Source organism: Streptomyces sp. CA-288835 (assembly GCF_050936385.1).
GTDB lineage: Bacteria > Actinomycetota > Actinomycetes > Streptomycetales > Streptomycetaceae > Streptomyces.
Genome location: NZ_JBNJMW010000001.1, coordinates 8,886,773 through 8,907,279, shown reverse-complemented (window position 1 = coordinate 8,907,279; position 20,507 = coordinate 8,886,773). Strand labels below are relative to the sequence as shown.

Sequence of the window (20,507 nt, the reverse complement as noted above, 5' to 3'; positions counted from 1 at the left end):
CTCAGTCATGGGTTCTCGGTCCCGTTCTCAGCGGTCCTCGACGAGGCGGACGAAGTCCCGCTCGTTGCGGTCGGCCCGGCGGACGTACCAGCGGGCGAGCAGCACCAGCGGCGGGTAGACGCAGAAGCCGAGGACGAGCCATTCGAGGTTGGTGCTGTCGTTCATGGAGGTGAAGACGAGCGGCAGCGGTCCCACGAGCAGAACGAGTACGCCGAACACCGTGAGTGCGGCGCGCAGCTGGCTGCGGATGAGCGAGCGGACGTAGGTGTGGCCGAGAGTCGTCTGCTCGTCGATCTCGGTGCGGGGACGGTAGCCGTTCAGCCGGCGGGTGCGGCGGGGCGGCCCCGTGACGACCACGCGGCGATCGGTCGGATCCTGTGCCACTGTCCGCGCCTCCTCAGCTTGCGGTCCGGCGCATCAGCAGTTCACGCAGCTCACGGGCGTGACGGCGGCTGACCTGCAGTTCTACGGGGCCGACCAGGACGCTCACGGTACCCGCGTCAAGCCGGAGCTCGCTGATGTGGCCGAGGGCGACGAGATGCCGACGGTGGATGCGGACGAAGCCGCGCGAGCGCCAGCGCTCCTCCAGGGTGGACAGCGGGATACGCACCAGATGGCTGCCCTGCGCGGTGTGCAGTCGCGCGTAGTCGCCCTGGGCCTCGACATGCGTGATGTCCTCGACGGACACGAACCGGGTGACCCCGCCCAGCTCGACCGGGATCTGGTCCGGGTCGGGCTCGTGCACGGGGATCAGCGGAGCCGCCTCCTTCAGTTCGGCGGCCCGGCGGACGGCCTCGGCCAGCCGTTCCCGGCGTACCGGCTTCAGGACGTAGTCGACGGCCTTGAGGTCGAAGGCCTGCACCGCGAAGCCCTCGTGGGCGGTGACGAACACGACGAGCGGGGGTTTGGCGAGGCCCGCGAGCAGCCGTGCCATGTCCAGGCCGTCGAGGCCGGGCATCTGGATGTCGAGGAAGATCACGTCGATCGCGTCGTCGCCGTCGGGGCCGCACTCCAGTGCGCGGTTGATCCGGCGCAGCGCCTCGGTCGCGTCGCTCGCGCCCTCGACGCTCTTCACCCGTGGATCGGCCTCCAGCAGATAGAGCAGCTCTTCGAGGGACGGCGGTTCGTCGTCGACGGCGAGGGCGCGCAGCATGAGGCTGGAGTCTAGGAGCAATCCGGACGTCTGCACACGGGCGAGACGGGCCTGTGACCTCTGGGCCTGCCGAGCCCTGAGGTGTGGCCGTCGGCGCTGGATACAGTGCGCGCATGAGCCCCAAGTCCGCGCCGTTCGACGAGCTCGACCGCAAGATCGTTACGGCCCTGATGGCGAACGCCCGCACCAGCTTCGCCGTGATCGGCGCGGAGGTGGGCCTGTCGGCCACCGCGGTCAAGCGCCGCGTCGACCGGATGCGCGAGACCGGTGTGGTCACCGGGTTCACGGCCACGGTGAAGCCTGCCGCGCTCGGCTGGCGTACGGAGGCGTACGTGGAGGTGTACTGCGAGGGCGCCGCCCCGCCGCGGCGGCTGGCGGAGGTGGTGCGCAACCATCCGGAGATCACCGCCGCGATGACGGTGACCGGGGGCGCGGACGCGCTGCTGCATGTACGGGCCCGGGACGTGGACCACTTCGAGGAGGTGCTCGAGCGGATCCGTACAGAGCCGTTCATCCGCAAGACGATCAGTTACATGGTGCTGTCGCATCTGCTTCCCGAGAGCCCGGAGGCGGGCGCGAACCAGCCCGCACCGGCCCCGGAGGAGTGAGCATCCGGATCCGCGCACCGATCGTGCGCTGAACCGCCTCAAGACGCAGCGTTCCTGCGCCGACGCGCAATTGTCGATGCTTGTCGCCCGTCTCCCCCGCTTCCTACCTTTGACTCACCCCCAGTCGTCACCTCGTCACCGTAGGAAGCGGAGGAACCCCTCTGTGCCCAACAGCCGTGTGTCGCGCCCGAAGCACTTTCTGGTCTGCGAACCCAGACACTTCGCCGTGCAGTACGCCATCAACCCATGGATGCATGAGGACACACAGGTCGACGTCGATCTGGCCCGCGGCCAGTGGGCGGAGCTGATCCGCGCCTACCGCGCCCACGGCCACACCGTCGACAGCGTCGAGCCGGTCGCCGGTCTCCCCGACATGGTCTTCGCGGCGAACTCCGCGCTGGTCGTTCAGGGCCGCGTCTTCGGCTCGCTCTTCCACGCGCCGCAGCGGCGGCCTGAATCGACCGCGTACGAGACCTGGTTCAAGAACGCGGGCTTCGACGTCCAGCACCCCGAGTCGGTCTGCGAGGGCGAGGGCGATCTCGTCCCGGTGGGCCCGTACATCCTGGCCGGCACCGGATTTCGTACGACTCCGGAGGCGCACCGCGAGGTGCAGGAGTTCTTCGGCGTCCCGACGATCAGCCTGCAGCTGGTGGACCCGTACCTCTACCACATGGACACCGCGCTGTTCGTCCTCGACGACGGAGGCGACGGCGCCGAGGCGAACATCGCGTACTACCCCGAGGCCTTCTCCCCGGGCAGCCGTGAGGTGCTCCAGCGGCTGTTCCCGGACGCGGTGATCGCCACGCGCCAGGACGCGATGGCGTTCGGGCTCAACTCCGTCTCGGACGGCCGCCATGTCTTCATCTCGCCCCGCGCCGAGACGCTCGCCGACCAGCTGACCCGCCACGGCTACGTTCCCGTCCCCGTCGACCTGTCGGAGCTTCACAAGGCCGGCGGCGGCATCAAGTGCTGCACTCAGGAGATCCGTTCATGACCGCTCCCGCGCGTACGCGTACCTCCGCAGACCTGATCCGCGCCGAGGAGCCCGTCCTCGCGCACAACTACCACCCGCTGCCCGTGGTCGTCGCGCGCGCCGAGGGCGCCTGGGTCGAGGACGTCGAGGGCCGCCGCTACCTCGACATGCTGGCCGGCTACTCGGCCCTCAACTTCGGCCACCGCCACCCGGCGCTGATCCAGGCCGCGCACCGTCAGCTCGACCAGCTGACGCTCACCTCGCGCGCCTTCCACAACGACCGGCTGGCCGAATTCGCCGAGTCCCTGGCCGAGTTGACCGGCCAGGACATGGTGCTGCCGATGAACACGGGCGCCGAGGCCGTGGAGAGCGGCATCAAGGTCGCCCGCAAATGGGCGTACGAGGTGAAGGGCGTCCCCGCGGACCAGGCGACCATCGTGGTGGCCGACGGCAACTTCCACGGCCGTACGACCACCATCGTCAGCTTCTCCACCGACGAGTCGGCCCGCGCGGGTTTCGGCCCGTTCACGCCCGGCTTCCGCATCGTCCCGTACAACGATCTCGCCGCGCTCGAGGCGGCGGTCGACGAGACGACGGCGGCCGTCCTGATCGAGCCGATCCAGGGCGAGGCGGGCGTGCTCATCCCGGACGACGGCTACCTCGCCGGCATACGCGAACTGACCCGGCGGGCCGGGTGCTTGTTCATCGCGGACGAGATCCAGTCGGGCCTCGGGCGTACGGGCCGGACACTGGCCGTCGAGCACGAGGCGGTCGTCCCGGACATGGTGCTGCTCGGCAAGGCGCTCGGCGGCGGCATCGTCCCCGTCTCCGCGGTCGTCGCGCGCCGCGACGTGCTCGGCGTGCTGCGGCCCGGCGAGCACGGCTCGACGTTCGGCGGCAATCCGCTGGCCGCGGCGGTGGGTTCCGCGGTCGTCGAGCTGCTCGGGACCGGTGAATTCCAGCGCAGGGCCGCCGAGTTGGGGGTGACGCTGCGTGAAGGGCTGGCCGCCCTCGAGGGCAAGGGCGTACGGAGCTTCCGGGCGCGGGGACTGTGGGCGGGCGTCGACGTCGACCCCGCGATCGGCACCGGCCGCGAGATCAGCGAACGCCTCATGCGCGAGGGAATTCTCGTCAAGGACACCCACGGCTCGACGATCCGCCTTGCACCGCCGCTGACCATCACCGACGAGGAACTCCGTTCGGCTCTCGGGACTCTGGAGAAGGTTCTGGCGGAAGGGGCCTGCGGGCAGAAGGGGACTGAAGGGAGAAAGAACCCGCGGTAGCCGGGGCCGGAGCCACGAACTGCTTTATCCTTTATGGTGATTGGTTCCGGCCAAGCGGGCTAGATTGTGCACTGTCCCAGTCAGTGATGAGCGAAAAGAGCCACAGGGATGTCCGAAATCTCGACTCCAGACACCCAGGGCACCAAGCGGAATCCCAAGCTCAAGACCAATGTGTCGCACTCCGCGCGTATCTGGAACTACTGGCTGGGCGGCAGGGACAACTACCAGATAGATCAGCAGGTCGGCGATCAGATCCTGTCCTACGTACCGGAAATCTCCCGCTCGGCTGTCGCGGACCGGCACTTTCTGGCGCGCTCAGTGCGGTTTCTCGCCGGTGAGGCGGGAATCCGGCAGTTCCTGGACATCGGCACGGGCCTCCCGATCGTCGACAACACCCACGAGGTCGCCCAGCGCGTCGATCCCGCCTGCCGCGTCGTCTACGTGGACAACGACCCCATCGTGCTGAGCCACGCCCGCGCCCTGCTCACCAGCACGCCCGAGGGTGCCACCGACTACATCGACGCCGACGTGCACGCCCCCGAAACGATCCTCCAGGCCGCCGCCCGGACGCTGGACTTCAGCCGGCCCGTGGGGATCACGATGCTGGGCATCCTCAACTTCGTACTCGACACCGATGAGGCCCGCTCCATCGTGCGGCGGCTCATGGACGCCGTGCCCTCCGGCAGCCACCTGGTCGTCTCCCACCCGACCACGGAGGTCGACGGCCTTGCGATGGCCCGGGCCGTCCACTACTGGAACACCCAGGGATCGGCGCCGATGACGCTGCGTACCCGCGAAGAAATCCTGGGACTCTTCGACGGACTGGAACTCCTCGAGCCGGGCGTCGTCTCCTGTCCGCGCTGGCGACCCGACTGCCCGCGGGAAGAGATCGTCGACGTGACGCATTTCTGCGGAGTCGCCCGCAAGCCATAGCGCCCCCACGGTTAACACAGGCCCGCGCCTGCACATACACTGGCGTCTCTCCCGCGTACCTATTGACCTGCTAGAACACGGCGGTTGAGCCGATCCGGCGGAGTGAGGAGCGACAACCCCATGTTCTATTACGTGCTCAAGTACGTGATCTTGGGACCCCTGCTGAGACTGGTCTTCCGTCCCAAGATCGAGGGGCTCGAGCACGTACCGGCGGAGGGCGCGGCCATTGTCGCCGGTAATCATCTGTCGTTCTCGGACCATTTCCTGATGCCCGCGATCCTCAAGCGGCGGATCACGTTCCTGGCGAAGGCGGAGTACTTCACGGGCCCCGGTATCAAGGGCCGGCTGACGGCCTACTTCTTCCGCAGCGCCGGGCAGATCCCGGTGGACCGCTCCGGCAAGAAAGCAGGTCAGGCGGCCATCCGCGAAGGGCTCGGGGTGCTGAGCAAGGACGAACTCCTCGGCATCTATCCGGAGGGCACGCGCTCGCACGACGGCCGCCTCTACAAGGGCAAGGTGGGCGTCGCGGTCATGGCGCTCAAGGCCCAGGTCCCCGTCATTCCCTGCGCGATGATCGGCACCTTCGAGGCCCAGCCGCCCGGAAAGAAGATCCCGAACATCCACCCCGTGGTGATCCGCTTCGGCAAGCCCCTCGACTTCTCCCGCTATGCCGGCATGGAGAACGAGAAGGCGATCCTGCGCGCCATCACCGACGAGATCATGTACGCCATCCTCAGCCTCTCCGAGCAGGAGTACGTCGACCAGTACGCGGCTGTCGTCAAGGCCGAGGAAGCCGAGAAGAAGGCCGCCGAGAAGGGACGCAAGTTCCCGCGGCTGCCGCTGAGTTGAGCGTACGAGGAAGGGGGCGGCCGGAGCTTCCGGCCGCCCCCTTCTCCTTTCGTACGGGTCGTACGGGTCGTACGGGCTACGGGGTGGGCGTGGCGTGCGGGGCGCACGTCACGTCGGCCGCGTCGACCTTGCCGGTGAGCAGGTAGGCGTCCACCCGCTCGTTGATGCACGGGTTGGCGAGCCCGGTGACGCCGTGCGAGCCCGCGTTCTTCTCGGTGATCAGACGGGAGCCCTTGAACCGCTTGTGCAGCTCGAGCGCGCCCTCGTACGGAGTGGCCGCGTCCCGGGTGGCCTGCACGATCAGCACGGGCGGCAGACCCTTGCCGGTCTTCACGTTCACCGGCGTCTGCTGCTTGACCGGCCAGGTGGCGCAGGGCAGGTTCAGCCAGGCGTTGGCCCACGTCATGAACGGGTACTTCTTGTGCAGCTCGGTGTTGTCGTGGTCCCACTTCTTCCAGCTGGTGGGCCACTTGGCGTCGGTGCACTCGACGGCGGTGTAGACGGCGTTGCCGTTCTCCGAGGCGGCGTTGCCCGCGGTGTCCGACGGGTCCGGAGCGGCGGCGTCGACAAGCGCCTGGGTGTCACCGGCGACGTACTTGCTCCACACCTGCGCGGTGGGCGCCCACGAGGAGTCGTAATACGGAGCGCTCTGGAAGAAGCTGATGAGCTCGGCCGGACCGACGACCCCGCCGATCGGGTTCTTCTTGGCCGCGGCCCGCAACTTCAGCCACTGGGCCTGGACTTCGGCCCGCGTGTCGCCCAGGTGATAGGTCGCGTCGTTCTTGGCGACCCAGTCCTGCCAGTCCTTCCAGCGCATCTCGAAGGCGACGTCCTGGTCGAGGTTGGCCTCGTACCAGATCTTCTCGCGCGAGGGGTTCACGACGCTGTCGGCGACCATGCGGCGCACATGCGTCGGGAACATCGTGCCGTAGACGGCGGCGATGTATGTGCCGTACGAGACGCCGAGGAAGTTGAGCTTCTTCTCGCCGAGGGCGGCCCGGATGACGTCCAGGTCGCGCACGGTGTTCGGCGTGGTCATGTGCGGCAGCATCTCGCCGCTGCGCTCCTTGCAGCCGGCCGCGTACTCGGCGGCGAGCTTGCGCTGGGCGCGCTTGTCGGCCTCGGAGTCCGGCACCGGGTCCATCTTGGGCGCCTTCACGAACTCCTGGGGATCGGCGCAGGAGATGGGCGCCGAGTGGCCGACACCGCGCGGGTCGAAGCCCACGAAGTCGTACGCCTTCGCCGTGTTCACCCACAGCGGCGCCTTGGTGGTGACCCGGCGCGGGAAGCGCAGGCCCGAACCGCCGGGGCCGCCGGGGTTGTAGATGAGGGCGCCCTGGCGCTCCGCCTTGGTGCCCGTGTTGCCGATGCGGTCGACGGCGAGCTTGATCTGCTTGCCGTTCGGCTTCGCGTAGTCGAGCGGCACCGTGACCCAGCCGCACTGGATGGGCTTCTCAAGTCCCCAGTCGGCCGGACAGTCCTGCCATGTGATGCCGGCCTTGGCGGCCCGTGCCGCCGCGATCGCCGTACCGCGCGCCTCGCGATCCTGGCCATGGCGGCTGTCCGCACTGGCCGACGGTGCCGCGACGGCTCCGGCTATCAGCGTCGCCGTAACGAACACTCCGGCCGAGCCGAGCGCTGCCGCCTTCTTCTTCGGCGGTCTCATACCCGTCAAGTGGGCCTCCCCGTACGTGTGATGGTCGGTACGGGGATCCTTCCGGCTGCGACCTCCCTGAGAACAGGGGTGACTTGGCTTCTTTGCCAATCCGATAACCGGTAACTACTTGCCCGTTGAGCGGAGATGACGTGTCCTCACGGAAGATCGGCCGATCTCACTGAGAACCTTGACCGATGCCGTGGGCGTTCATCTCACGACGTTGACGACCGTACGGCGGGTCACTCAGAGTGCTTCCTCATGGAGAGCGACGATGAAGATCTGGTGGGCGAGGGGAGCCTGACGGCCGAGGAGGAAGCAGAGCTCGTCGATCTGATCCAGGACCTGATCGGGCTGATGCTGTCGGTGAGGATCGAAGCAGAACCACCCGTACCCGGGGTGGCCGAGCGGCTCGCCCGGCAGATCCGGATGGGCATCGGCGAGCCGGACTGTCGCATCCAGGTCAGCGACGACGGCGCGGATGCGGTGCTCGGGCCGATGAGACTGGACGCCGACGACTCTGCCGGTGCGTTGCGAAGTGCCATGATCACCCTCGGCGGCTCCTGGGGTGACGTCGTCAACATCACGACGAGTACAGACCCGGTCCATTACGCCAACCGGGCCGCCGTCGACGGCCCGGATGAGGCCGGGGTCGCACGGATCCACCTGTGGGCGGCAAACGCGTGGGACCTGGCGCGATACATCGAGGAGCACTCCTGAGCACACGGCCACTGCTCCCACTCCGCCGACCGGCGCGGCTACCGGCGGGAACGGGCGCGCAGTTTGGCGCGCACTTTGGTGCGCAGTTTGGACATCCAGTTCGGCCGCCAATGCATCACGGCCAACGTCGCGACCAAGCTGCCGAGTGTCGCGAGGAAGGCCCCCGGATAGAGGAGTTCCACCCAGCATGGCTGCCACTCACTGTGGCAGGGGCCCGAGGAGCCCTTTGCGGGGATCACGCGGGATGCGGCCAACGCGCTCACCAGGGCCACGGCCGCGTACACGATGCCGGCCACGACCCACCGGGGTGAGTACTTGCTCCCGTTCGAGGAGCCCCGGCGGAAGGAGCGCTTGGCAGCCGTGAACGTGATCGGGAGCAGCGCGCCGACGGTGGCGCCGAATCCGATGCCCGACGCCGGCCAGTACTCGGACAGCTGCCACAGCTCATCACCGAGCCACAGCGACAGTGCAAGAAATCCGATGACGGCTACGACCGCAGCGGCCTGCTTGGCGTTCTTCTTCCAGCTCGTGCTGGGCCCCGAACGCTTCATCAGCGATCCTCTCGATGGTCTTGTGCGTGCGGCCGGTGCGTAGTCGCTCAGCTCAGGTGCGTGCAGCCCATAGATTCTCGGCACGCTGGTGAGGGCGCGCCAACTGATCCCCCGCCCGTCCAGCCCGCAACCGATCCGGCTCGCAGAAGACCTCCAAGAGCCTGTCGGCCAAGCCCGGATCCGCGTACGCTCCCACGCGCGCTCCCGACTCCGCCCCTGACGACCAGCACGTTGTGCCACTCGATCTTCGGTGGCACAAACCTAATGATCATCACGCTTCGCTGGCACCGAGACCAGGATGCGCAGGGCCTCGTCGAGGGTGCGGCGCAGTTGCAGGGCGTCCGGGGCGAGTGCGGTGACGAGGACGCCGGGGCCTGCGAGCGGGGTGAGTGCGGCGTACTCCCCCAGGAGCTGCGCGCTGGGCGGTGCCTCGGCGAATTCCGGTCGTACGACGATGAGTTGCCCTACCGCGCGATGTCCAGCCAGCACCGCGGGGCCGTCCCAGCCGCCAGGGGCGCCGGGGCCGCAGGACAGTTCCTGGTCGAGCAGCGGGCGCCCGCCGAGGCGGACGGTGAGGCGGCTGGTGAGGCGGCCCGGTTCCTCGTGGGCGCGGCCGAGCACCTGTTCCTCACGGAGCGTCAGTCGGGCGCCCGGAGCGAGGTCGGCGCGGGTGGTGACGTACAGATCGCTGCCGTTCGCGGAGATCAACTGCTCGGGCATCCAGCGCAGTTCGGCGCCCTCGGCCACCGTGAGGCGCACGTCGTAGCGGGCCTCGCCCTTGGCCTGGCCCGGCAGGGCGATGGTGGCGGCGGCGGATCCGATGTGCAGTTCGGCGCCTTCTACGGCGGTCGCCTCGACGGTGAAGTGGTCGCCGCCGAGGGGGCCGCTCATGGCCCCGACGAGCATCACTCGCGCTTCGGAGCCGCTCGCCCGTACGCGGCGCAGCGCGAGCGGACCCTCGCCGGCCAGGGTGGGCAGTTCGGTGCCGCCCCGGTCGTCGGAGCGGGCGACGATGCGTGCGGTGGCCGTTACCCCGGCTGCACCGCCCGTCATGCCGTCCACGCGGCGAGTTGGCCGCGTACCCAGTCGGCGACGTCCGCGACCCCGCTCTCGGCCCTCAAGGACTGGAAGATGACCGGCAGTTCGCGCCGCTGGGCCTTCGCGTCGGCGGCCATCCGACCGAGGTCGGAGCCGACGAACGGCGCGAGGTCCGTCTTGTTCACCACCAGCAGATCGGCCGTGGTGACGCCGGGCCCGCCCTTGCGTGGGATGTCATCTCCGCCGGCCACGTCGATCACGAAGATCTGCGCGTCGACGAGGCCCCTGGAGAAGGTCGCGGTGAGGTTGTCACCGCCGGACTCGACGAGGATCAGGTCCAGCGGACCGATCTCGTCCTCCAGATCCTCGACGGCTTCGAGATTCGCGGAGATGTCGTCCCGGATCGCGGTGTGCGGGCACGCGCCCGTCTCAACGGCAGTGATCCGCTCGGGCGGCAACACGGCCTCACGGAGCAGGAACTCGGCGTCCTCGCGGGTGTAGATGTCGTTCGTGACGACGGCGAGGGAGAGTTCGTCGCGGAGTTCTCGGCAGAGGGCAGCGACGGTGGCGGTCTTGCCGGAGCCTACGGGGCCGCCCAGTCCGATGCGTAGTGCGCGGCGGGTGCCGTCGGGGCGGTGCGCGTCGGCGCTTACGGCTCCGCCAGCGTGGGAGTGGTCGAGGTGCATGCGTGCTCCTGTCGCTTGCGTGTCGTTTGGTGGTTGTTGTGCGTCTGCCGGGTCCGCGCCGGGGTTGTTTCGCCCCCGCCGCCCCTACCCGTCCCATACCAAAGGGCTCCGCCCCTGGACCCCGCTGGGGGCTGCGCCCGCAGACCCCCTTCGGGTCTCCGCCCCGGACCCCGTTTCGGGGACCAGCCCCCGGACCTCCGGGTCCTCAATCGCCGGACGGGCTGATTTTGCGCGGCTCGGGCTGACTTTCGCCGGACGGCGCTGATTTCCGCCGGACGGGCTGAATTTCTGCCGGGCGGCGCTGATTTCAGCCCGTCCGGCGTTTGAGGACGAGGCCGTTCAGGCCGATGCGGGGTCTGGGGCGGCAGCCCCAGCGGGGTCCAGGGGCGGAGCCCCTTGGTGGGGGTTCGGGGCGAAGCCCCGGGGATGGGACGGGTAGGGGCGGCGGGGGCGAACCCAACCGCCTAAGACGCGAACAGACGAACCGGCCACGCGGCATGCACCTCCGCACTGATCTCCAACAGCGGCGCCGAGGCCGCAGGCAGGGCGTCGACGCCCGACTCCGCGGCACGGCGCGCCGCCTCGGCCGCCCGGTCCGCGACCCGGTCGAGGTCCGGAGTCAGCCGAGCCAACACCCCGGTGGCGTCGAACGGGTCCAGGCTGAGCAACCGCACCGTCGCCGAAGCCGCCCCGCTGACACTCTCGTACGCGGAGCAGTACGCGGCATCCACAGCCCCCAGCCCCGCCACCCGAGCAGCCACCCCGAGGACAACCGGCTGATGGGCCCCCTTGGGGAACGCCTGCGCCAGCGCGTCGAGTTCAGGCGACGGCCACGTCGCTCGAGCCGCCCGCGTCAGCTGCCGCCCGAGCTTGCGGGCAGCAACCCGCAGGGCGGCCGACGGCGTACGGGCGTCCGCCGCGGCGTCCAGAGCCAAGGGATCAAGCCCCAGCGCCCCCGCCGCGGCCAGTGAGGCCGACACCAGCCCCGCCGTGTGCAACCGCCCACGGCAGAACTCCTCAAGACTCGAAGCCCCGGTGATCCGCCCGGCCTTGACGGCCGCCTCGGCCCCGCCGGAGTGCGCATGCCCACCGGCAGGAAAGCGGCCATCGGCCAGAACGAGAAGCGCGGCTCGCGACATGATGACAGCCCCTCAGAAGAGGAAGTACCGCTGAGCCATGGGCAGTTCGGCGGCGGGCGTGGCCTCGACCAGCTCACCGTCGATGTGCACGGCAAAGCTGTCCGGATCGATCCGCACCTCAGGCCGCGCGTCGTTCTCCCGCATGTCCGCCTTGGTCACCCCACGCGTCGACTCGATCGCCACGAAGCGCTTCCCGAGCCCGAGCCGCTCCGGCAGCCCGTCCTCGACGGCGAGCGGCGCCACGAAGTTGAAGGAGTTGGAAGCGGGGGCCCGACCGATCGCCCCGAACATCGGCCGCGGCAGGATCGGCTGCGGCGTCGGAATGGACGCGTTGGCGTCGCCCATCTGCGCGTACGCGATCTGCCCGCCCTTCACGACGAGTTGAGGCTTGACCCCGAAGAACGCGGGCTCCCACAGCACGAGGTCGGCGAGCTTCCCGGTCTCGACGGAGCCGACCTCGCGCGCGAGCCCCTGCGCGAGGGCCGGGTTGATCGTGTACTTGGCGACATAGCGACGTACGCGGTGATTGTCGGCCCGCCCGTCCCCGGGCAACGCGCCCCGCCGCCCCTTCATGACGTGCGCCGTCTGCCACGTACGCATGATGACCTCGCCCACCCGCCCCATCGCCTGGGAGTCGGACGAGATGATCGAGATGGCGCCGAGGTCGTGCAGGATGTCCTCGGCCCCGATCGTCGACGGCCGGATACGGGACTCGGCGAAGGCCAGATCCTCGGGCACGGCAGGGTTCAGGTGGTGGCACACCATCAGCATGTCGAGGTGTTCCTCGGCGGTGTTGACGGTGTACGGCCGCGTGGGGTTGGTGGAGCTGGGCAGGACGTGCGGCTCGGAGACCACGGTCATGATGTCCGGGGCGTGGCCGCCGCCCGCACCCTCCGTGTGGTACGCGTGGATGCCGCGCCCGGCGATGGCGGCGAGCGTGTCACCGACGAACCCGGCCTCGTTCAACGTGTCTGTGTGGATGGCGACCTGGATGCCGGTCTGGTCCGCGACGGTCAGCGAGGCATCGATGACGGCCGGGGTCGACCCCCAGTCCTCGTGCAGTTTCAGCCCAAGCGCCCCGCCGCGGATCTGCGACAGCATGGCCTCGTGCGAGACGGTGTTGCCCTTGCCGAGGAAGCCGATGTTGAGCGGGTACTGCTCCATCGCCTCCATCATCCGCGCCAGATGCCAGGGGCCCGGTGTGACCGTGGTGGCCTTCGACCCCTCGGCCGGACCGGTGCCGCCGCCCACCAGCGTCGTAATGCCCGCCGAGAGCGCCTCGTCGGCGATCTGCGGGCAGATGAAGTGGACGTGCGCGTCGATGGCCCCTGCCGTCAGGATGCGCCCGTTGCCCGCGATGATCTCGGTCTCTGGGCCGATCACCAGATCCGGGTGCACCCCGTCCATCGTGTCCGGGTTGCCCGCCTTGCCGATGCCGGTGATCCGGCCGTCGCGGATGCCGACGTCGGCCTTGACGATGCCCCAGTGGTCGACGATCACGGCGCCGGTGATGACGGTGTCCGGGGTGCCCTCTGCGCGCGTAGCACGCGACTGGCCCATGGACTCGCGGATGACTTTGCCGCCGCCGAACACCGCCTCGTCGCCGGCGCGCCCGGGCCCGCCGGAACGGTCCTCCTCGATCTCGATCAGCAGATCGGTGTCGGCGAGCCGGATCCGGTCGCCGGTGGTGGGGCCGAACAGATCGGCGTACGCGGCACGCGAGAGCTCAGCCATCGAGGGCACCTCCGGTCTCGCCGCGCAGTCCGGGCACCACGCGGGCGCCGGCGAGCGGAACGAGTTCGACGTCTACGGGAATGCCGGGCTCGAAGCGCACAGCGGTGCCGGCGGCGACGTTCAGCCGCTTGCCGCGCGCGGCGGCACGATCGAAGTCCAGACCGGGGTTGGCCTCGGCGAAGTGGTAGTGGGAGCCGACCTGGACGGGCCGGTCGGCGGCGTTGAGGACGGTGAGCCGGGTGACCTCACGGCCTTCATTGAAGGCGACGGGTCCGTCGGCGAACAGGAACTCTCCGGGAATCATGGTGGCCGCTCCCCCGTCAGACGATCGGGTCGTGGACGGTGACGAGCTTGGTGCCGTCCGGGAAGGTGGCCTCCACCTGGACGTCGTGGATCATCTCGGGGATGCCCTCCATGACGTCCTCGCGGGTGAGGATCTTGCGGCCGGAGGCCATGAGTTCGGCCACGGTACGGCCGTCCCTGGCGCCTTCGAGGATGTGCGACGTGATGAGCGCGACGGCTTCGGGGTGGTTCAGCTTCAGTCCGCGGGACCTGCGCTTCTCGGCCACGTCGGCGGCCACATGAATGAGCAGCCTCTCCTGCTCGTGCGGGGTCAGTTGCACGGCGTCCACCTCACAGTCCTCGCTCCGGACCGTGCGGGGTCCGGTTTCCGCAGCCGCCGGGCAAAATCCCTGGTGGCGTGGAGGCGCAGGCTAATTGGGCGGCGTTTCAGCGACGTTAACCGGCGGTCGGCCGGCACAGGCACCGGTGTCATGTGCGCACGTCGGGGCTCTCCATGCTCATCAGGCCCCGCAGCCCCTCCTGCAGCACCTCCACCGGTGCGGCGCCGAAGATCGCCATCTGTGCCACAAAGCCCTGGACCATCGCGATCATGGTCCGGGCCACGCTTTCGGCCGGTACGTCGGCCCGCATCATCCCCGCGTCCTGATAGCCCTGGACGACCTTCACCCAGGCCGCCCGCACACTGCTGTAGCCGTCATAGATCACGGCCATCAGCTCCTTGTTGCGCAGGGTCTCCGCCCAGACCTGGATGATCAGCCGGGGAAACACGAACTCCCCGTTGTCGACCACCGCCCGCTTCCCTTCGATGGCGGTGCCCATGACGTGCCCCACCAGCTCATCGGGAGGCGGAGGCGGGCTCTGCTTGGCGGCGGCCTCGAAGCCTTCGCGAACCTCCGCCAGCACCTCGGTGACGATCGCGTTGATCAGCTCGTCCTTGCCGCTGAAGTAGCGGTAGACGGCTCCCGCCGAGAGATTCACTTCCTTCAGTACGTCCTGCATGGACGTGGCATGGAAGCCGTTGCGGGCGAAGCAGAGGGCCGCGCCATCGAGGATCTGACGGCGACGGGCATCGAGGTGTTCCTGAGTTACACGGGCCATGGACAGAAACGTAAAACGAACATTCCTTCTTGACAAGCTCGCGAGGTCGCAGGATGGTGGCCACGAACCTAAAACGAACGATCCTTCTTTTTGAGCGATCGAGCCTCGACCTGAGGGGAAGCCATGTCCGCCACCTCCGCTACCGACACCAGGGCCACGTCACCGCCGCAGACAACACCCTCGCCGTCGCACGGCCGCCGCGTCGTCGCCGTCGTCGTACTGATCCCCGTCCTGGTCGCCCTCGCGCTATGGGCGTTCGCCTGGCCCGCGGCCCGTACCGCGCCGCATGACCTGCCGCTCGGCGTGGCGGGTCCCGCCACCGCGACGGCCCAGGTGGAGCAGCGGCTCGAGGCGCGCGAGGGCGCCTTCGAGATCCACCGTTACGCCGACGAGCGCGCCGCTCGCGACGCCATCGAGGACCGGACCGTATACGGAGCGGTCGTCGCCACCGAGCAGGGGCCGAAGCTGCTCACAGCCTCGGCCGCGAGTCCGGTCGTCGCCCAGCTGCTCCAGCAGGCGGTGACCCAGCAGGCGGGCGGCGCTCAGGTGCAGACCGTCGACGTCGTACCGGCCCCCGCGAACGACCCGCGCGGGGCGGCCCTGACGTCGAGCGTGCTGCCGATGGCACTGGCCGGCATCGGTGCGGGTGCCGTCGTGACTCTGCTGGGACTGCGTGGCTGGCGTGCGCTCGGGGCGCTGGTCGGCGCGGCTGTCCTGGTCGGCGCGGTGGCCGCCGCGATTGCCGACGGCTGGCTGGGCGTACTCACCGGGAACTGGTGGGCCGAGGCGGGCACTCTGGGGCTGTCGACGCTGGCCGTGAGCGCCGGCATCGCAGGTCTCGCGGCCCTGTTCGGCACGCCGGGCATCGGACTCGGGGCGTTGGTCATGATGCTGCTCGGCAACCCGTTCTCCGGCGCCGGATCGGCACCCGAGATGCTGCCCGAGCCGGTCGGCGTGATCGGCCAGTGGCTGCCACCGGGCGCGGGCGCTTCACTGCTGCGCTCGGTCTCGTTCTTCGACGGAGCCGCCGCGGCCGGTCCCGCGCTCACCCTGACCTGGTGGGCAGCGCTGGGCCTGGGCGCGGTCCTGCTGGGCGGCGCGCTCCAGCGGCGTAAGACACCCGCCGAGGCGGTCGTCGCCGAGCGGGAACCTGCCCGGGGCTGACCCCTCGCCCGTTCACACGGCGAAATCGAGGCCGAGGACGGCAACGTCTCCCCAGGCCGGCAGAGACTCCGCCGGCGCCTGCGCGGTCTCGCCCATTGCCCTGTTGCTTGCCCTGTTGCCCGACGAGGCGTCAGCTCTCCGTGTGTCCGCCTCCTTCTCCGCGGGCGCGCTGCGCGCGGAGCTCCACGGCGTCGAGGAACAGGCCGATCGCGGTCTCGAACTGGTCCTCTTCGTCGATCTCCGCGAGATAGGGGGCGACCTGTGCCAGGTTCGGGTACCGCTGTGGCGAGGCCGTCAGGTACTCGCGGCGCCAGGCCAGCCGGTCACCGTCCTGAGCGCCCTTGTCCAGCACGTTGAAGGAAGCCTCGAAGGCGCCGGCGGCGAGTGCCGTATCGGCCAGGACCCGGTAGTACGAGGCCGCTTCGCGTCCCTGGAGGCCGGCCTCGAGCAGGGCACCGATGACCACGTCGGCGCCCTGAAACTCCGGCTCGCGCCGCGAGGTGCGGGCCGCGACCAGGACGGCCACACCCGGGTGCCGTAGGCATGCGGCACGGATCCGTCGGGCGAGCGACGCGAGGGTCTCGCGCCAGCTTTCCAACGGTGCGAAGTCGTGCAGGGCATCGCTGACCAGCCGGGCGGCCAGGCCGAGCAGCAGGTCGTCCTTGCCGCGGAAGTGCCGCAGGACGGCTGTGTGGTCGGCGCCCAGATCGGTGCCCAGCCGGCGGAAGGTGAGCGCCTCGGGACCGTCCGTCTCGATCACGGCCATCGCGGTGTCCAGGATCAGCTCCGGGGTGAGGAAGGAAGCCGGACGCTGCTTCCGCCGCGCGGAAGTGGCCCCTGCCGAGTTGGTCTTCGCGCGAGTCATGCCCGTCATCTTATCGACGGCGTTGTCAACGCTGGTCCGCCTGCAGATGGTCGGCCACCGCCCGCAGCGCCGTGACGGACTCCGCGTCACGCGAGGGGTCGTCCGCCGTCGGCCACGCGCTGGTCTTGACGATCACCACGTCGGCGTCCGGGTCCACATACAGGTACTGGCCGTGGATCCCCACCGCGGTGAACGGACGTCGCTCGCCGCCGAGTGTCCACCACTTGTTGCTGTACCCGTAATACGGGTAGCCGCTGGGGCCCAGCGCGCCGACCTCCAGGTGCGGCACCCCACGTCCCCGGCTGCGCGTCACCCATTCCTCGGGCAGGATGCGCTGCCCGTTCAGCTCTCCACCACGGGACATCAGCAGACCCAGCCGGGCCATGTCGCGGGCGGTGGCATTGAGCGAGCCGCCGGCGATCGCGGTACGCGGATGCCCCCGGGTGAGCCAGTAGTACGCGTCGTACTCAGCGCCGATGCGGCTCCAGAGGCGTTCCGCGGCGTACTGCGCGAGAGAGCGGCCGGTGGCGGACTCCAGCACCCATCCCAGGACCTGGGTGTCGATCGTCGAGTAGCTGAACTGCGTGCCGGCCTCGGTCGCACGCTCGGCCGAGGACACCACCTCGTGCAGTGAGCCGCCACCTGTAGCGGCCTTGGTGAACCGGTTGATGAGACTGTCCCGAACGGTGTGGTCCTCCACCAGGTCGCCCACCCCGCTGCTCATGTCGAGCAGATGCTCGATGGTCACCCCGTCGAAGGCGGAGCCCACCAGCCACTCGCAGTACACCGTCACCGGATCGGTCACATCCTTGATCGCCCCCTCGTCGAGGGCGATCCCGATCAGCATCGACGTCACCGACTTGGTCATCGAGAACAGCTGGAACCGTACGTCGTCCCCGGCGAAGCACCCCGGATACGACTCGTGGACCATCTCGCCGCCATGCAGCACGACGAAGGAGGTGGTGTGCGTTCGAGCGTGCAGTTCGGCAAGGCTCCGCTCCCGCCCCTCGAAGCCGTACGTCACTTCCAGGGGGCGCGGTCGCCGGGGCAGGGGGAACGCATCCCCGCCGCGGCGGACGTCTTCGGTGGGCATGAGGAGATTCATGTGAGTGAACGTCCACTCATTGACCGGACGGCGGGTCATCACCTCGTCCTGGTGACGCCACAGCCACACCGCCCCGGCGCCCGCCGCGGCAGCTCCCAGCAGCCATCGACCCGCTTCACTGCGCATTGCTGATCTCCTTCATCGCATGGACATGCCGAGCTCCGGTGCCCTCACTCTGGCTTTCCGATCCACCGGTGTCAACAGTGGTGCTAACCATGGTGTCACCAGTGTTGACTAGCTTTGGGTGAGTGGGCATGATGACGGCGGGCCGTTGGGCCCCCTCTCCGACACTGGAACGGTGACCGATGAACGGCACTGCACTGCCCACCGCGCGCCGCCTGCTTGGGAAGCTGCCCTTCGTCGACCCGGGTCGGCCTCCGCTGCCCGCGAGAACCGCGTTCCTGACCGGTGCCAGCTCGGGCATCGGCAAGGCGCTGGCAGCCGAGCTGTGCCTCCGCGGCTACGACGTGCACCTCACCGCGCGCAGAATCGAGGTCCTGGAAGAACTGCGGGCACGGCTCACCGCAGCGTTCCCGCAGCGTTCGGTGACCGTGGCCGCCCTCGACGTGACCGAACACGAGGCCGTGGCGCGGGCGGTCGACGACGCGGCCCGGCAGTTCGGCGGGCTCGGAATGGTCATCGCCAACGCGGGGGCCGACGACTGGGGCAACATCGGGGAGGGCCGCTTCGAGGCGCACCGCGCGGTGGTCGACGTCAATCTGCTGGGTGCGATGGCGACCATCGATGCGGCCGTCGCACACTTCCGCAGCAAGGGCGGCGGGCAGGTGGTTGGCCTCACCTCCGTCGTGGCCGCGGCGGGCCTGCCGGGTGCGGCGCCGTACTGCGCCTCCAAGGCAGGGCTCACGACGTACCTTCAGTCGCTCCGAGGCGAGCTGTGGACCAGCGGCATCACCGTGACCACGGTCGCCCCCGGCTACATAGACACCCCGATCAACGAGTCCCTGGGCGACAAACGCCCGTTCCTCATCGACACCCTCACAGGCGCCCGCAAGATCATGGACCGCATCGAGGCCGGCGCCGTCCACGCGACGGTGCCCCGAGTGCCCTGGGCGGTCGTCGAATACCTGCTGGCCCGGCTCCCGACCCGCCTGCTGCGCAAGGTCAAGGCCTGACCGCCCGAGCCCGGGGGCCACTGAGCCGCCGGCGCCGAGCCGCCATCACGTCGAAGACGTCCCGGGTACTCGAAGTGCCGTACCCCTACGAAGCGTTGGGCCCCCGGTGTTCCGCCGCGATACCGAAGCGCTGCTGTTCGCGGGGAGCGGACGTGACCTCGCGGACGCTGGAGACGGCGCTGATCACCTGCTCCTCGGCGGGGTCCTGAAGGTCCTCGAGTCGTTCCAGGTCAGCGGCGGAGACAAGGGCGACGAGGGGCTTTCCGTGCCGCGTCACGACGACGCGCTCACCGCCGTACACCACTTTGTTGATCAGGTCGGCGAGCTCAGCCCTGGCTTGCGTCACCGGAATCTCATAGGCCATGGTTCCCATCGTAACGTCTGTACGTCCTGTACATTTTTTACAGGACCTCACCCAGAGGAGGCGTGTGCCATGACCCGACCGTCCGCCCGCTACGTCCTGCCCGAGTTCACCGAACGCACCAGCGCGGGGCAGCGGACCATGGATCCGTACTCGAAGCTGCTGGAGGAGCGGATCGTCTTCCTGGGGACGCCGATCGACGACACGTCGGCGAACGACGTGATGGCGCAGTTCATGCACCTCGAGTACCAGTCGCCGGACCGGGACATCTCGCTCTACATCAACTCCCCCGGCGGCTCGTTCAGCGCGATGACGGCCATCTACGACACGATGCGGTTCATCACCTGCGACGTGGAGACGGTCTGCATGGGGCAGGCGGGGGCGTCCGCGGCGGTGCTGCTGGCGGCCGGCTCGCCGGGCAAGCGGTCCGCGCTGCCTGGCGCGCGAGTGCTGATCCACCAGCCGGCGCTGCCCGAGCCCGTGCAAGGCCAGACGTCCGATCTGGCCATCCAGGCCGAGGAGTTGATGCGTACGCGCAGGCTCCTGGAGGAGATGCTCGCCCGGCACACGGGTCAGAGCCAGGAGCGGGTCAGCGAGGACATCGAGCGGGACAAGATCCTGGAGGCCCCGCAGGCGCTGGAGTACGGGCTGATCGACCGCATCATTCCGAGCCGTAAGACCTCGCTCGCCACACCCGGCTCGAGGTGAACGCCGGATGCTCCCACCCGAGTTGCCCCCGCTGCCGGCGCTGACCCGGGCGGAGGGCGAACTGATCGACCGTTATCTGGAGGTGCTCGATCTGCTCGGCCGGATCAATCCCGCGCACCGCGGCGACACCTACGGCGGACTGCGCGCGGCCCAGGCACTGGTCACCAAGGCCACCGCACTGCGCGACGCACTGACCCTGATGCACCAGCGGGGCGAGCACGAGCTGCACGCGCCGACCCTGACGCGGGCGCTCAGGGTCCTCGACGGTGAACGGCGGGCGGCTCGCGTCGCCTTGCCGCCGGGATCCCCCGACAGCTGACGCACACCCAGCAACGGTCCGGGGGCTCCACAAAGGCGACTGACGGGGCGTCCAGGCAAGGTCTGAAACGGACCAAATGACGTACCCCTGAAAGGAGTAGACGGAGCTACGTTTATGGGCCCGTTCAACT

At 69.3% G+C, this 20,507-nt stretch carries 24 protein-coding genes; 10 read left to right on the top strand and 14 right to left on the bottom strand.

What is annotated here, in order from left to right; translation table 11 throughout:
* Positions 1-27: 27 nt before the first annotated feature.
* Both ACQEVY_RS40275 and ACQEVY_RS40270 read right to left on the bottom strand, forming a co-directional pair.
* A complete protein-coding gene (locus ACQEVY_RS40275) occupies positions 28-384 on the bottom strand; it encodes a hypothetical protein (RefSeq protein WP_165339017.1) in 357 nt (118 codons plus the stop codon).
* 13 nt (positions 385-397) lie between these two features.
* Positions 398-1,153 (bottom strand): LytR/AlgR family response regulator transcription factor, encoded by a 756-nt coding sequence (locus ACQEVY_RS40270; RefSeq protein WP_328773159.1) that lies wholly within the window; start codon positions 1,151-1,153, stop codon positions 398-400.
* A gap of 113 nt (positions 1,154-1,266) precedes the next feature.
* On the opposite strand from ACQEVY_RS40270, the gene ACQEVY_RS40265 reads away from it, so the two are divergent.
* From ACQEVY_RS40265 to ACQEVY_RS40245, 5 genes are all read left to right on the top strand, one after another.
* On the top strand, positions 1,267-1,761 hold the full coding sequence (locus ACQEVY_RS40265) for an Lrp/AsnC family transcriptional regulator (protein ID WP_432954816.1): 495 nt from the start codon (positions 1,267-1,269) through the stop codon (positions 1,759-1,761).
* Between the two features lie 163 nt (positions 1,762-1,924).
* Positions 1,925-2,755, top strand: a complete 831-nt coding sequence (ddaH, locus tag ACQEVY_RS40260) for a dimethylargininase (protein WP_432954814.1) — start codon at positions 1,925-1,927, stop codon at positions 2,753-2,755.
* Positions 2,752-4,017 (top strand): ornithine--oxo-acid transaminase, encoded by a 1,266-nt coding sequence (gene rocD, locus ACQEVY_RS40255; RefSeq protein ID WP_432954813.1) that lies wholly within the window; start codon positions 2,752-2,754, stop codon positions 4,015-4,017. Before ddaH ends, rocD begins: the two co-directional genes overlap by 4 nt.
* A 108-nt stretch (positions 4,018-4,125) precedes the next feature.
* Positions 4,126-4,950: an SAM-dependent methyltransferase gene (locus ACQEVY_RS40250; protein ID WP_432954812.1), complete on the top strand. Its 825-nt coding sequence runs from the start codon at positions 4,126-4,128 to the stop codon at positions 4,948-4,950.
* 120 nt (positions 4,951-5,070) lie between these two features.
* Positions 5,071-5,799, top strand: a complete 729-nt coding sequence (locus tag ACQEVY_RS40245) for a lysophospholipid acyltransferase family protein (RefSeq protein WP_432954810.1) — start codon at positions 5,071-5,073, stop codon at positions 5,797-5,799.
* 76 nt (positions 5,800-5,875) lie between these two features.
* Here the strand turns inward: ACQEVY_RS40245 and ACQEVY_RS40240 are convergent, their stop codons facing one another.
* Positions 5,876-7,465 (bottom strand): alpha/beta hydrolase, encoded by a 1,590-nt coding sequence (locus tag ACQEVY_RS40240; protein WP_432955650.1) that lies wholly within the window; start codon positions 7,463-7,465, stop codon positions 5,876-5,878.
* Between the two features lie 249 nt (positions 7,466-7,714).
* Between ACQEVY_RS40240 and ACQEVY_RS40235 the strand changes: the two genes are divergently transcribed.
* Complete coding sequence (locus tag ACQEVY_RS40235) at positions 7,715-8,173, top strand: hypothetical protein (protein WP_432954808.1); 459 nt, start codon at positions 7,715-7,717, stop codon at positions 8,171-8,173.
* 38 nt (positions 8,174-8,211) lie between these two features.
* Here the strand turns inward: ACQEVY_RS40235 and ACQEVY_RS40230 are convergent, their stop codons facing one another.
* From ACQEVY_RS40230 to ACQEVY_RS40195, 8 genes are all read right to left on the bottom strand, one after another.
* On the bottom strand, positions 8,212-8,724 hold the full coding sequence (locus ACQEVY_RS40230) for a hypothetical protein (RefSeq protein ID WP_432954807.1): 513 nt from the start codon (positions 8,722-8,724) through the stop codon (positions 8,212-8,214).
* 261 nt (positions 8,725-8,985) lie between these two features.
* Positions 8,986-9,777: an urease accessory protein UreD gene (locus tag ACQEVY_RS40225; RefSeq protein WP_432954805.1), complete on the bottom strand. Its 792-nt coding sequence runs from the start codon at positions 9,775-9,777 to the stop codon at positions 8,986-8,988.
* Entirely contained in the window at positions 9,774-10,448 is a 675-nt protein-coding gene (ureG, locus tag ACQEVY_RS40220) for an urease accessory protein UreG (RefSeq protein WP_432954803.1), read from the bottom strand. Before ureG ends, ACQEVY_RS40225 begins: the two co-directional genes overlap by 4 nt.
* 464 nt (positions 10,449-10,912) lie before the next feature.
* Positions 10,913-11,587 (bottom strand): urease accessory protein UreF, encoded by a 675-nt coding sequence (locus ACQEVY_RS40215; protein WP_432954801.1) that lies wholly within the window; start codon positions 11,585-11,587, stop codon positions 10,913-10,915.
* A gap of 12 nt (positions 11,588-11,599) precedes the next feature.
* On the bottom strand, positions 11,600-13,321 hold the full coding sequence (locus ACQEVY_RS40210) for an urease subunit alpha (protein WP_432954800.1): 1,722 nt from the start codon (positions 13,319-13,321) through the stop codon (positions 11,600-11,602).
* Positions 13,314-13,625 (bottom strand): urease subunit beta, encoded by a 312-nt coding sequence (locus tag ACQEVY_RS40205; protein ID WP_033324988.1) that lies wholly within the window; start codon positions 13,623-13,625, stop codon positions 13,314-13,316. Before ACQEVY_RS40205 ends, ACQEVY_RS40210 begins: the two co-directional genes overlap by 8 nt.
* A gap of 16 nt (positions 13,626-13,641) precedes the next feature.
* Positions 13,642-13,944 (bottom strand): urease subunit gamma, encoded by a 303-nt coding sequence (locus ACQEVY_RS40200; RefSeq protein ID WP_432955649.1) that lies wholly within the window; start codon positions 13,942-13,944, stop codon positions 13,642-13,644.
* Positions 13,945-14,092: 148 nt separating this feature from the next.
* Entirely contained in the window at positions 14,093-14,722 is a 630-nt protein-coding gene (locus ACQEVY_RS40195) for a TetR/AcrR family transcriptional regulator (RefSeq protein ID WP_432954798.1), read from the bottom strand.
* Positions 14,723-14,845: 123 nt separating this feature from the next.
* On the opposite strand from ACQEVY_RS40195, the gene ACQEVY_RS40190 reads away from it, so the two are divergent.
* On the top strand, positions 14,846-15,886 hold the full coding sequence (locus tag ACQEVY_RS40190) for an ABC transporter permease (protein ID WP_432954796.1): 1,041 nt from the start codon (positions 14,846-14,848) through the stop codon (positions 15,884-15,886).
* A 130-nt stretch (positions 15,887-16,016) separates the two neighbouring features.
* Here the strand turns inward: ACQEVY_RS40190 and ACQEVY_RS40185 are convergent, their stop codons facing one another.
* Both ACQEVY_RS40185 and ACQEVY_RS40180 read right to left on the bottom strand, forming a co-directional pair.
* Positions 16,017-16,751: a TetR/AcrR family transcriptional regulator gene (locus ACQEVY_RS40185; RefSeq protein WP_432954794.1), complete on the bottom strand. Its 735-nt coding sequence runs from the start codon at positions 16,749-16,751 to the stop codon at positions 16,017-16,019.
* Positions 16,752-16,776: 25 nt separating this feature from the next.
* Positions 16,777-17,982, bottom strand: a complete 1,206-nt coding sequence (locus ACQEVY_RS40180; protein ID WP_432954792.1) for a serine hydrolase domain-containing protein — start codon at positions 17,980-17,982, stop codon at positions 16,777-16,779.
* Between the two features lie 179 nt (positions 17,983-18,161).
* On the opposite strand from ACQEVY_RS40180, the gene ACQEVY_RS40175 reads away from it, so the two are divergent.
* Positions 18,162-18,989 carry an SDR family NAD(P)-dependent oxidoreductase gene (locus ACQEVY_RS40175; protein WP_432954791.1) on the top strand — a complete coding sequence of 276 codons (828 nt, stop codon included), beginning with the start codon at positions 18,162-18,164 and terminating at the stop codon, positions 18,987-18,989.
* 85 nt (positions 18,990-19,074) lie between these two features.
* Here the strand turns inward: ACQEVY_RS40175 and ACQEVY_RS40170 are convergent, their stop codons facing one another.
* Positions 19,075-19,353 (bottom strand): type II toxin-antitoxin system Phd/YefM family antitoxin, encoded by a 279-nt coding sequence (locus tag ACQEVY_RS40170; RefSeq protein ID WP_033324984.1) that lies wholly within the window; start codon positions 19,351-19,353, stop codon positions 19,075-19,077.
* Between the two features lie 69 nt (positions 19,354-19,422).
* Here ACQEVY_RS40170 and ACQEVY_RS40165 point away from each other — a divergent pair, with 69 nt between their 5' ends.
* Positions 19,423-20,058: an ATP-dependent Clp protease proteolytic subunit gene (locus ACQEVY_RS40165; RefSeq protein WP_432954789.1), complete on the top strand. Its 636-nt coding sequence runs from the start codon at positions 19,423-19,425 to the stop codon at positions 20,056-20,058.
* Positions 20,059-20,065: 7 nt separating this feature from the next.
* Entirely contained in the window at positions 20,066-20,377 is a 312-nt protein-coding gene (locus ACQEVY_RS40160) for a hypothetical protein (RefSeq protein ID WP_432954787.1), read from the top strand.
* The last annotated feature ends 130 nt before the right edge of the window (positions 20,378-20,507 follow it).

Coding starts and splice junctions, on each gene's coding strand:
- ACQEVY_RS40230 (WP_432954807.1), bottom strand. CDS start 8,724: ATGAAGCGTTCGGGGCCCAGCACGAGCTGGAAGAAGAACGCCAAGCAG.
- ACQEVY_RS40235 (WP_432954808.1), top strand. CDS start 7,715: ATGGAGAGCGACGATGAAGATCTGGTGGGCGAGGGGAGCCTGACGGCC.
- ACQEVY_RS40270 (WP_328773159.1), bottom strand. CDS start 1,153: ATGCTGCGCGCCCTCGCCGTCGACGACGAACCGCCGTCCCTCGAAGAG.
- ACQEVY_RS40190 (WP_432954796.1), top strand. CDS start 14,846: ATGTCCGCCACCTCCGCTACCGACACCAGGGCCACGTCACCGCCGCAG.
- ACQEVY_RS40195 (WP_432954798.1), bottom strand. CDS start 14,722: ATGGCCCGTGTAACTCAGGAACACCTCGATGCCCGTCGCCGTCAGATC.
- ACQEVY_RS40160 (WP_432954787.1), top strand. CDS start 20,066: ATGCTCCCACCCGAGTTGCCCCCGCTGCCGGCGCTGACCCGGGCGGAG.
- ACQEVY_RS40180 (WP_432954792.1), bottom strand. CDS start 17,982: ATGCGCAGTGAAGCGGGTCGATGGCTGCTGGGAGCTGCCGCGGCGGGC.
- ACQEVY_RS40175 (WP_432954791.1), top strand. CDS start 18,162: ATGAACGGCACTGCACTGCCCACCGCGCGCCGCCTGCTTGGGAAGCTG.
- ACQEVY_RS40165 (WP_432954789.1), top strand. CDS start 19,423: ATGACCCGACCGTCCGCCCGCTACGTCCTGCCCGAGTTCACCGAACGC.
- ACQEVY_RS40205 (WP_033324988.1), bottom strand. CDS start 13,625: ATGATTCCCGGAGAGTTCCTGTTCGCCGACGGACCCGTCGCCTTCAAT.
- rocD (WP_432954813.1), top strand. CDS start 2,752: ATGACCGCTCCCGCGCGTACGCGTACCTCCGCAGACCTGATCCGCGCC.
- ureG (WP_432954803.1), bottom strand. CDS start 10,448: ATGCACCTCGACCACTCCCACGCTGGCGGAGCCGTAAGCGCCGACGCG.
- ACQEVY_RS40185 (WP_432954794.1), bottom strand. CDS start 16,751: ATGACTCGCGCGAAGACCAACTCGGCAGGGGCCACTTCCGCGCGGCGG.
- ACQEVY_RS40215 (WP_432954801.1), bottom strand. CDS start 11,587: ATGTCGCGAGCCGCGCTTCTCGTTCTGGCCGATGGCCGCTTTCCTGCC.
- ACQEVY_RS40265 (WP_432954816.1), top strand. CDS start 1,267: ATGAGCCCCAAGTCCGCGCCGTTCGACGAGCTCGACCGCAAGATCGTT.
- ACQEVY_RS40240 (WP_432955650.1), bottom strand. CDS start 7,465: ATGAGACCGCCGAAGAAGAAGGCGGCAGCGCTCGGCTCGGCCGGAGTG.
- ACQEVY_RS40225 (WP_432954805.1), bottom strand. CDS start 9,777: ATGACGGGCGGTGCAGCCGGGGTAACGGCCACCGCACGCATCGTCGCC.
- ACQEVY_RS40210 (WP_432954800.1), bottom strand. CDS start 13,321: ATGGCTGAGCTCTCGCGTGCCGCGTACGCCGATCTGTTCGGCCCCACC.
- ACQEVY_RS40245 (WP_432954810.1), top strand. CDS start 5,071: ATGTTCTATTACGTGCTCAAGTACGTGATCTTGGGACCCCTGCTGAGA.
- ACQEVY_RS40250 (WP_432954812.1), top strand. CDS start 4,126: ATGTCCGAAATCTCGACTCCAGACACCCAGGGCACCAAGCGGAATCCC.
- ACQEVY_RS40170 (WP_033324984.1), bottom strand. CDS start 19,353: ATGGCCTATGAGATTCCGGTGACGCAAGCCAGGGCTGAGCTCGCCGAC.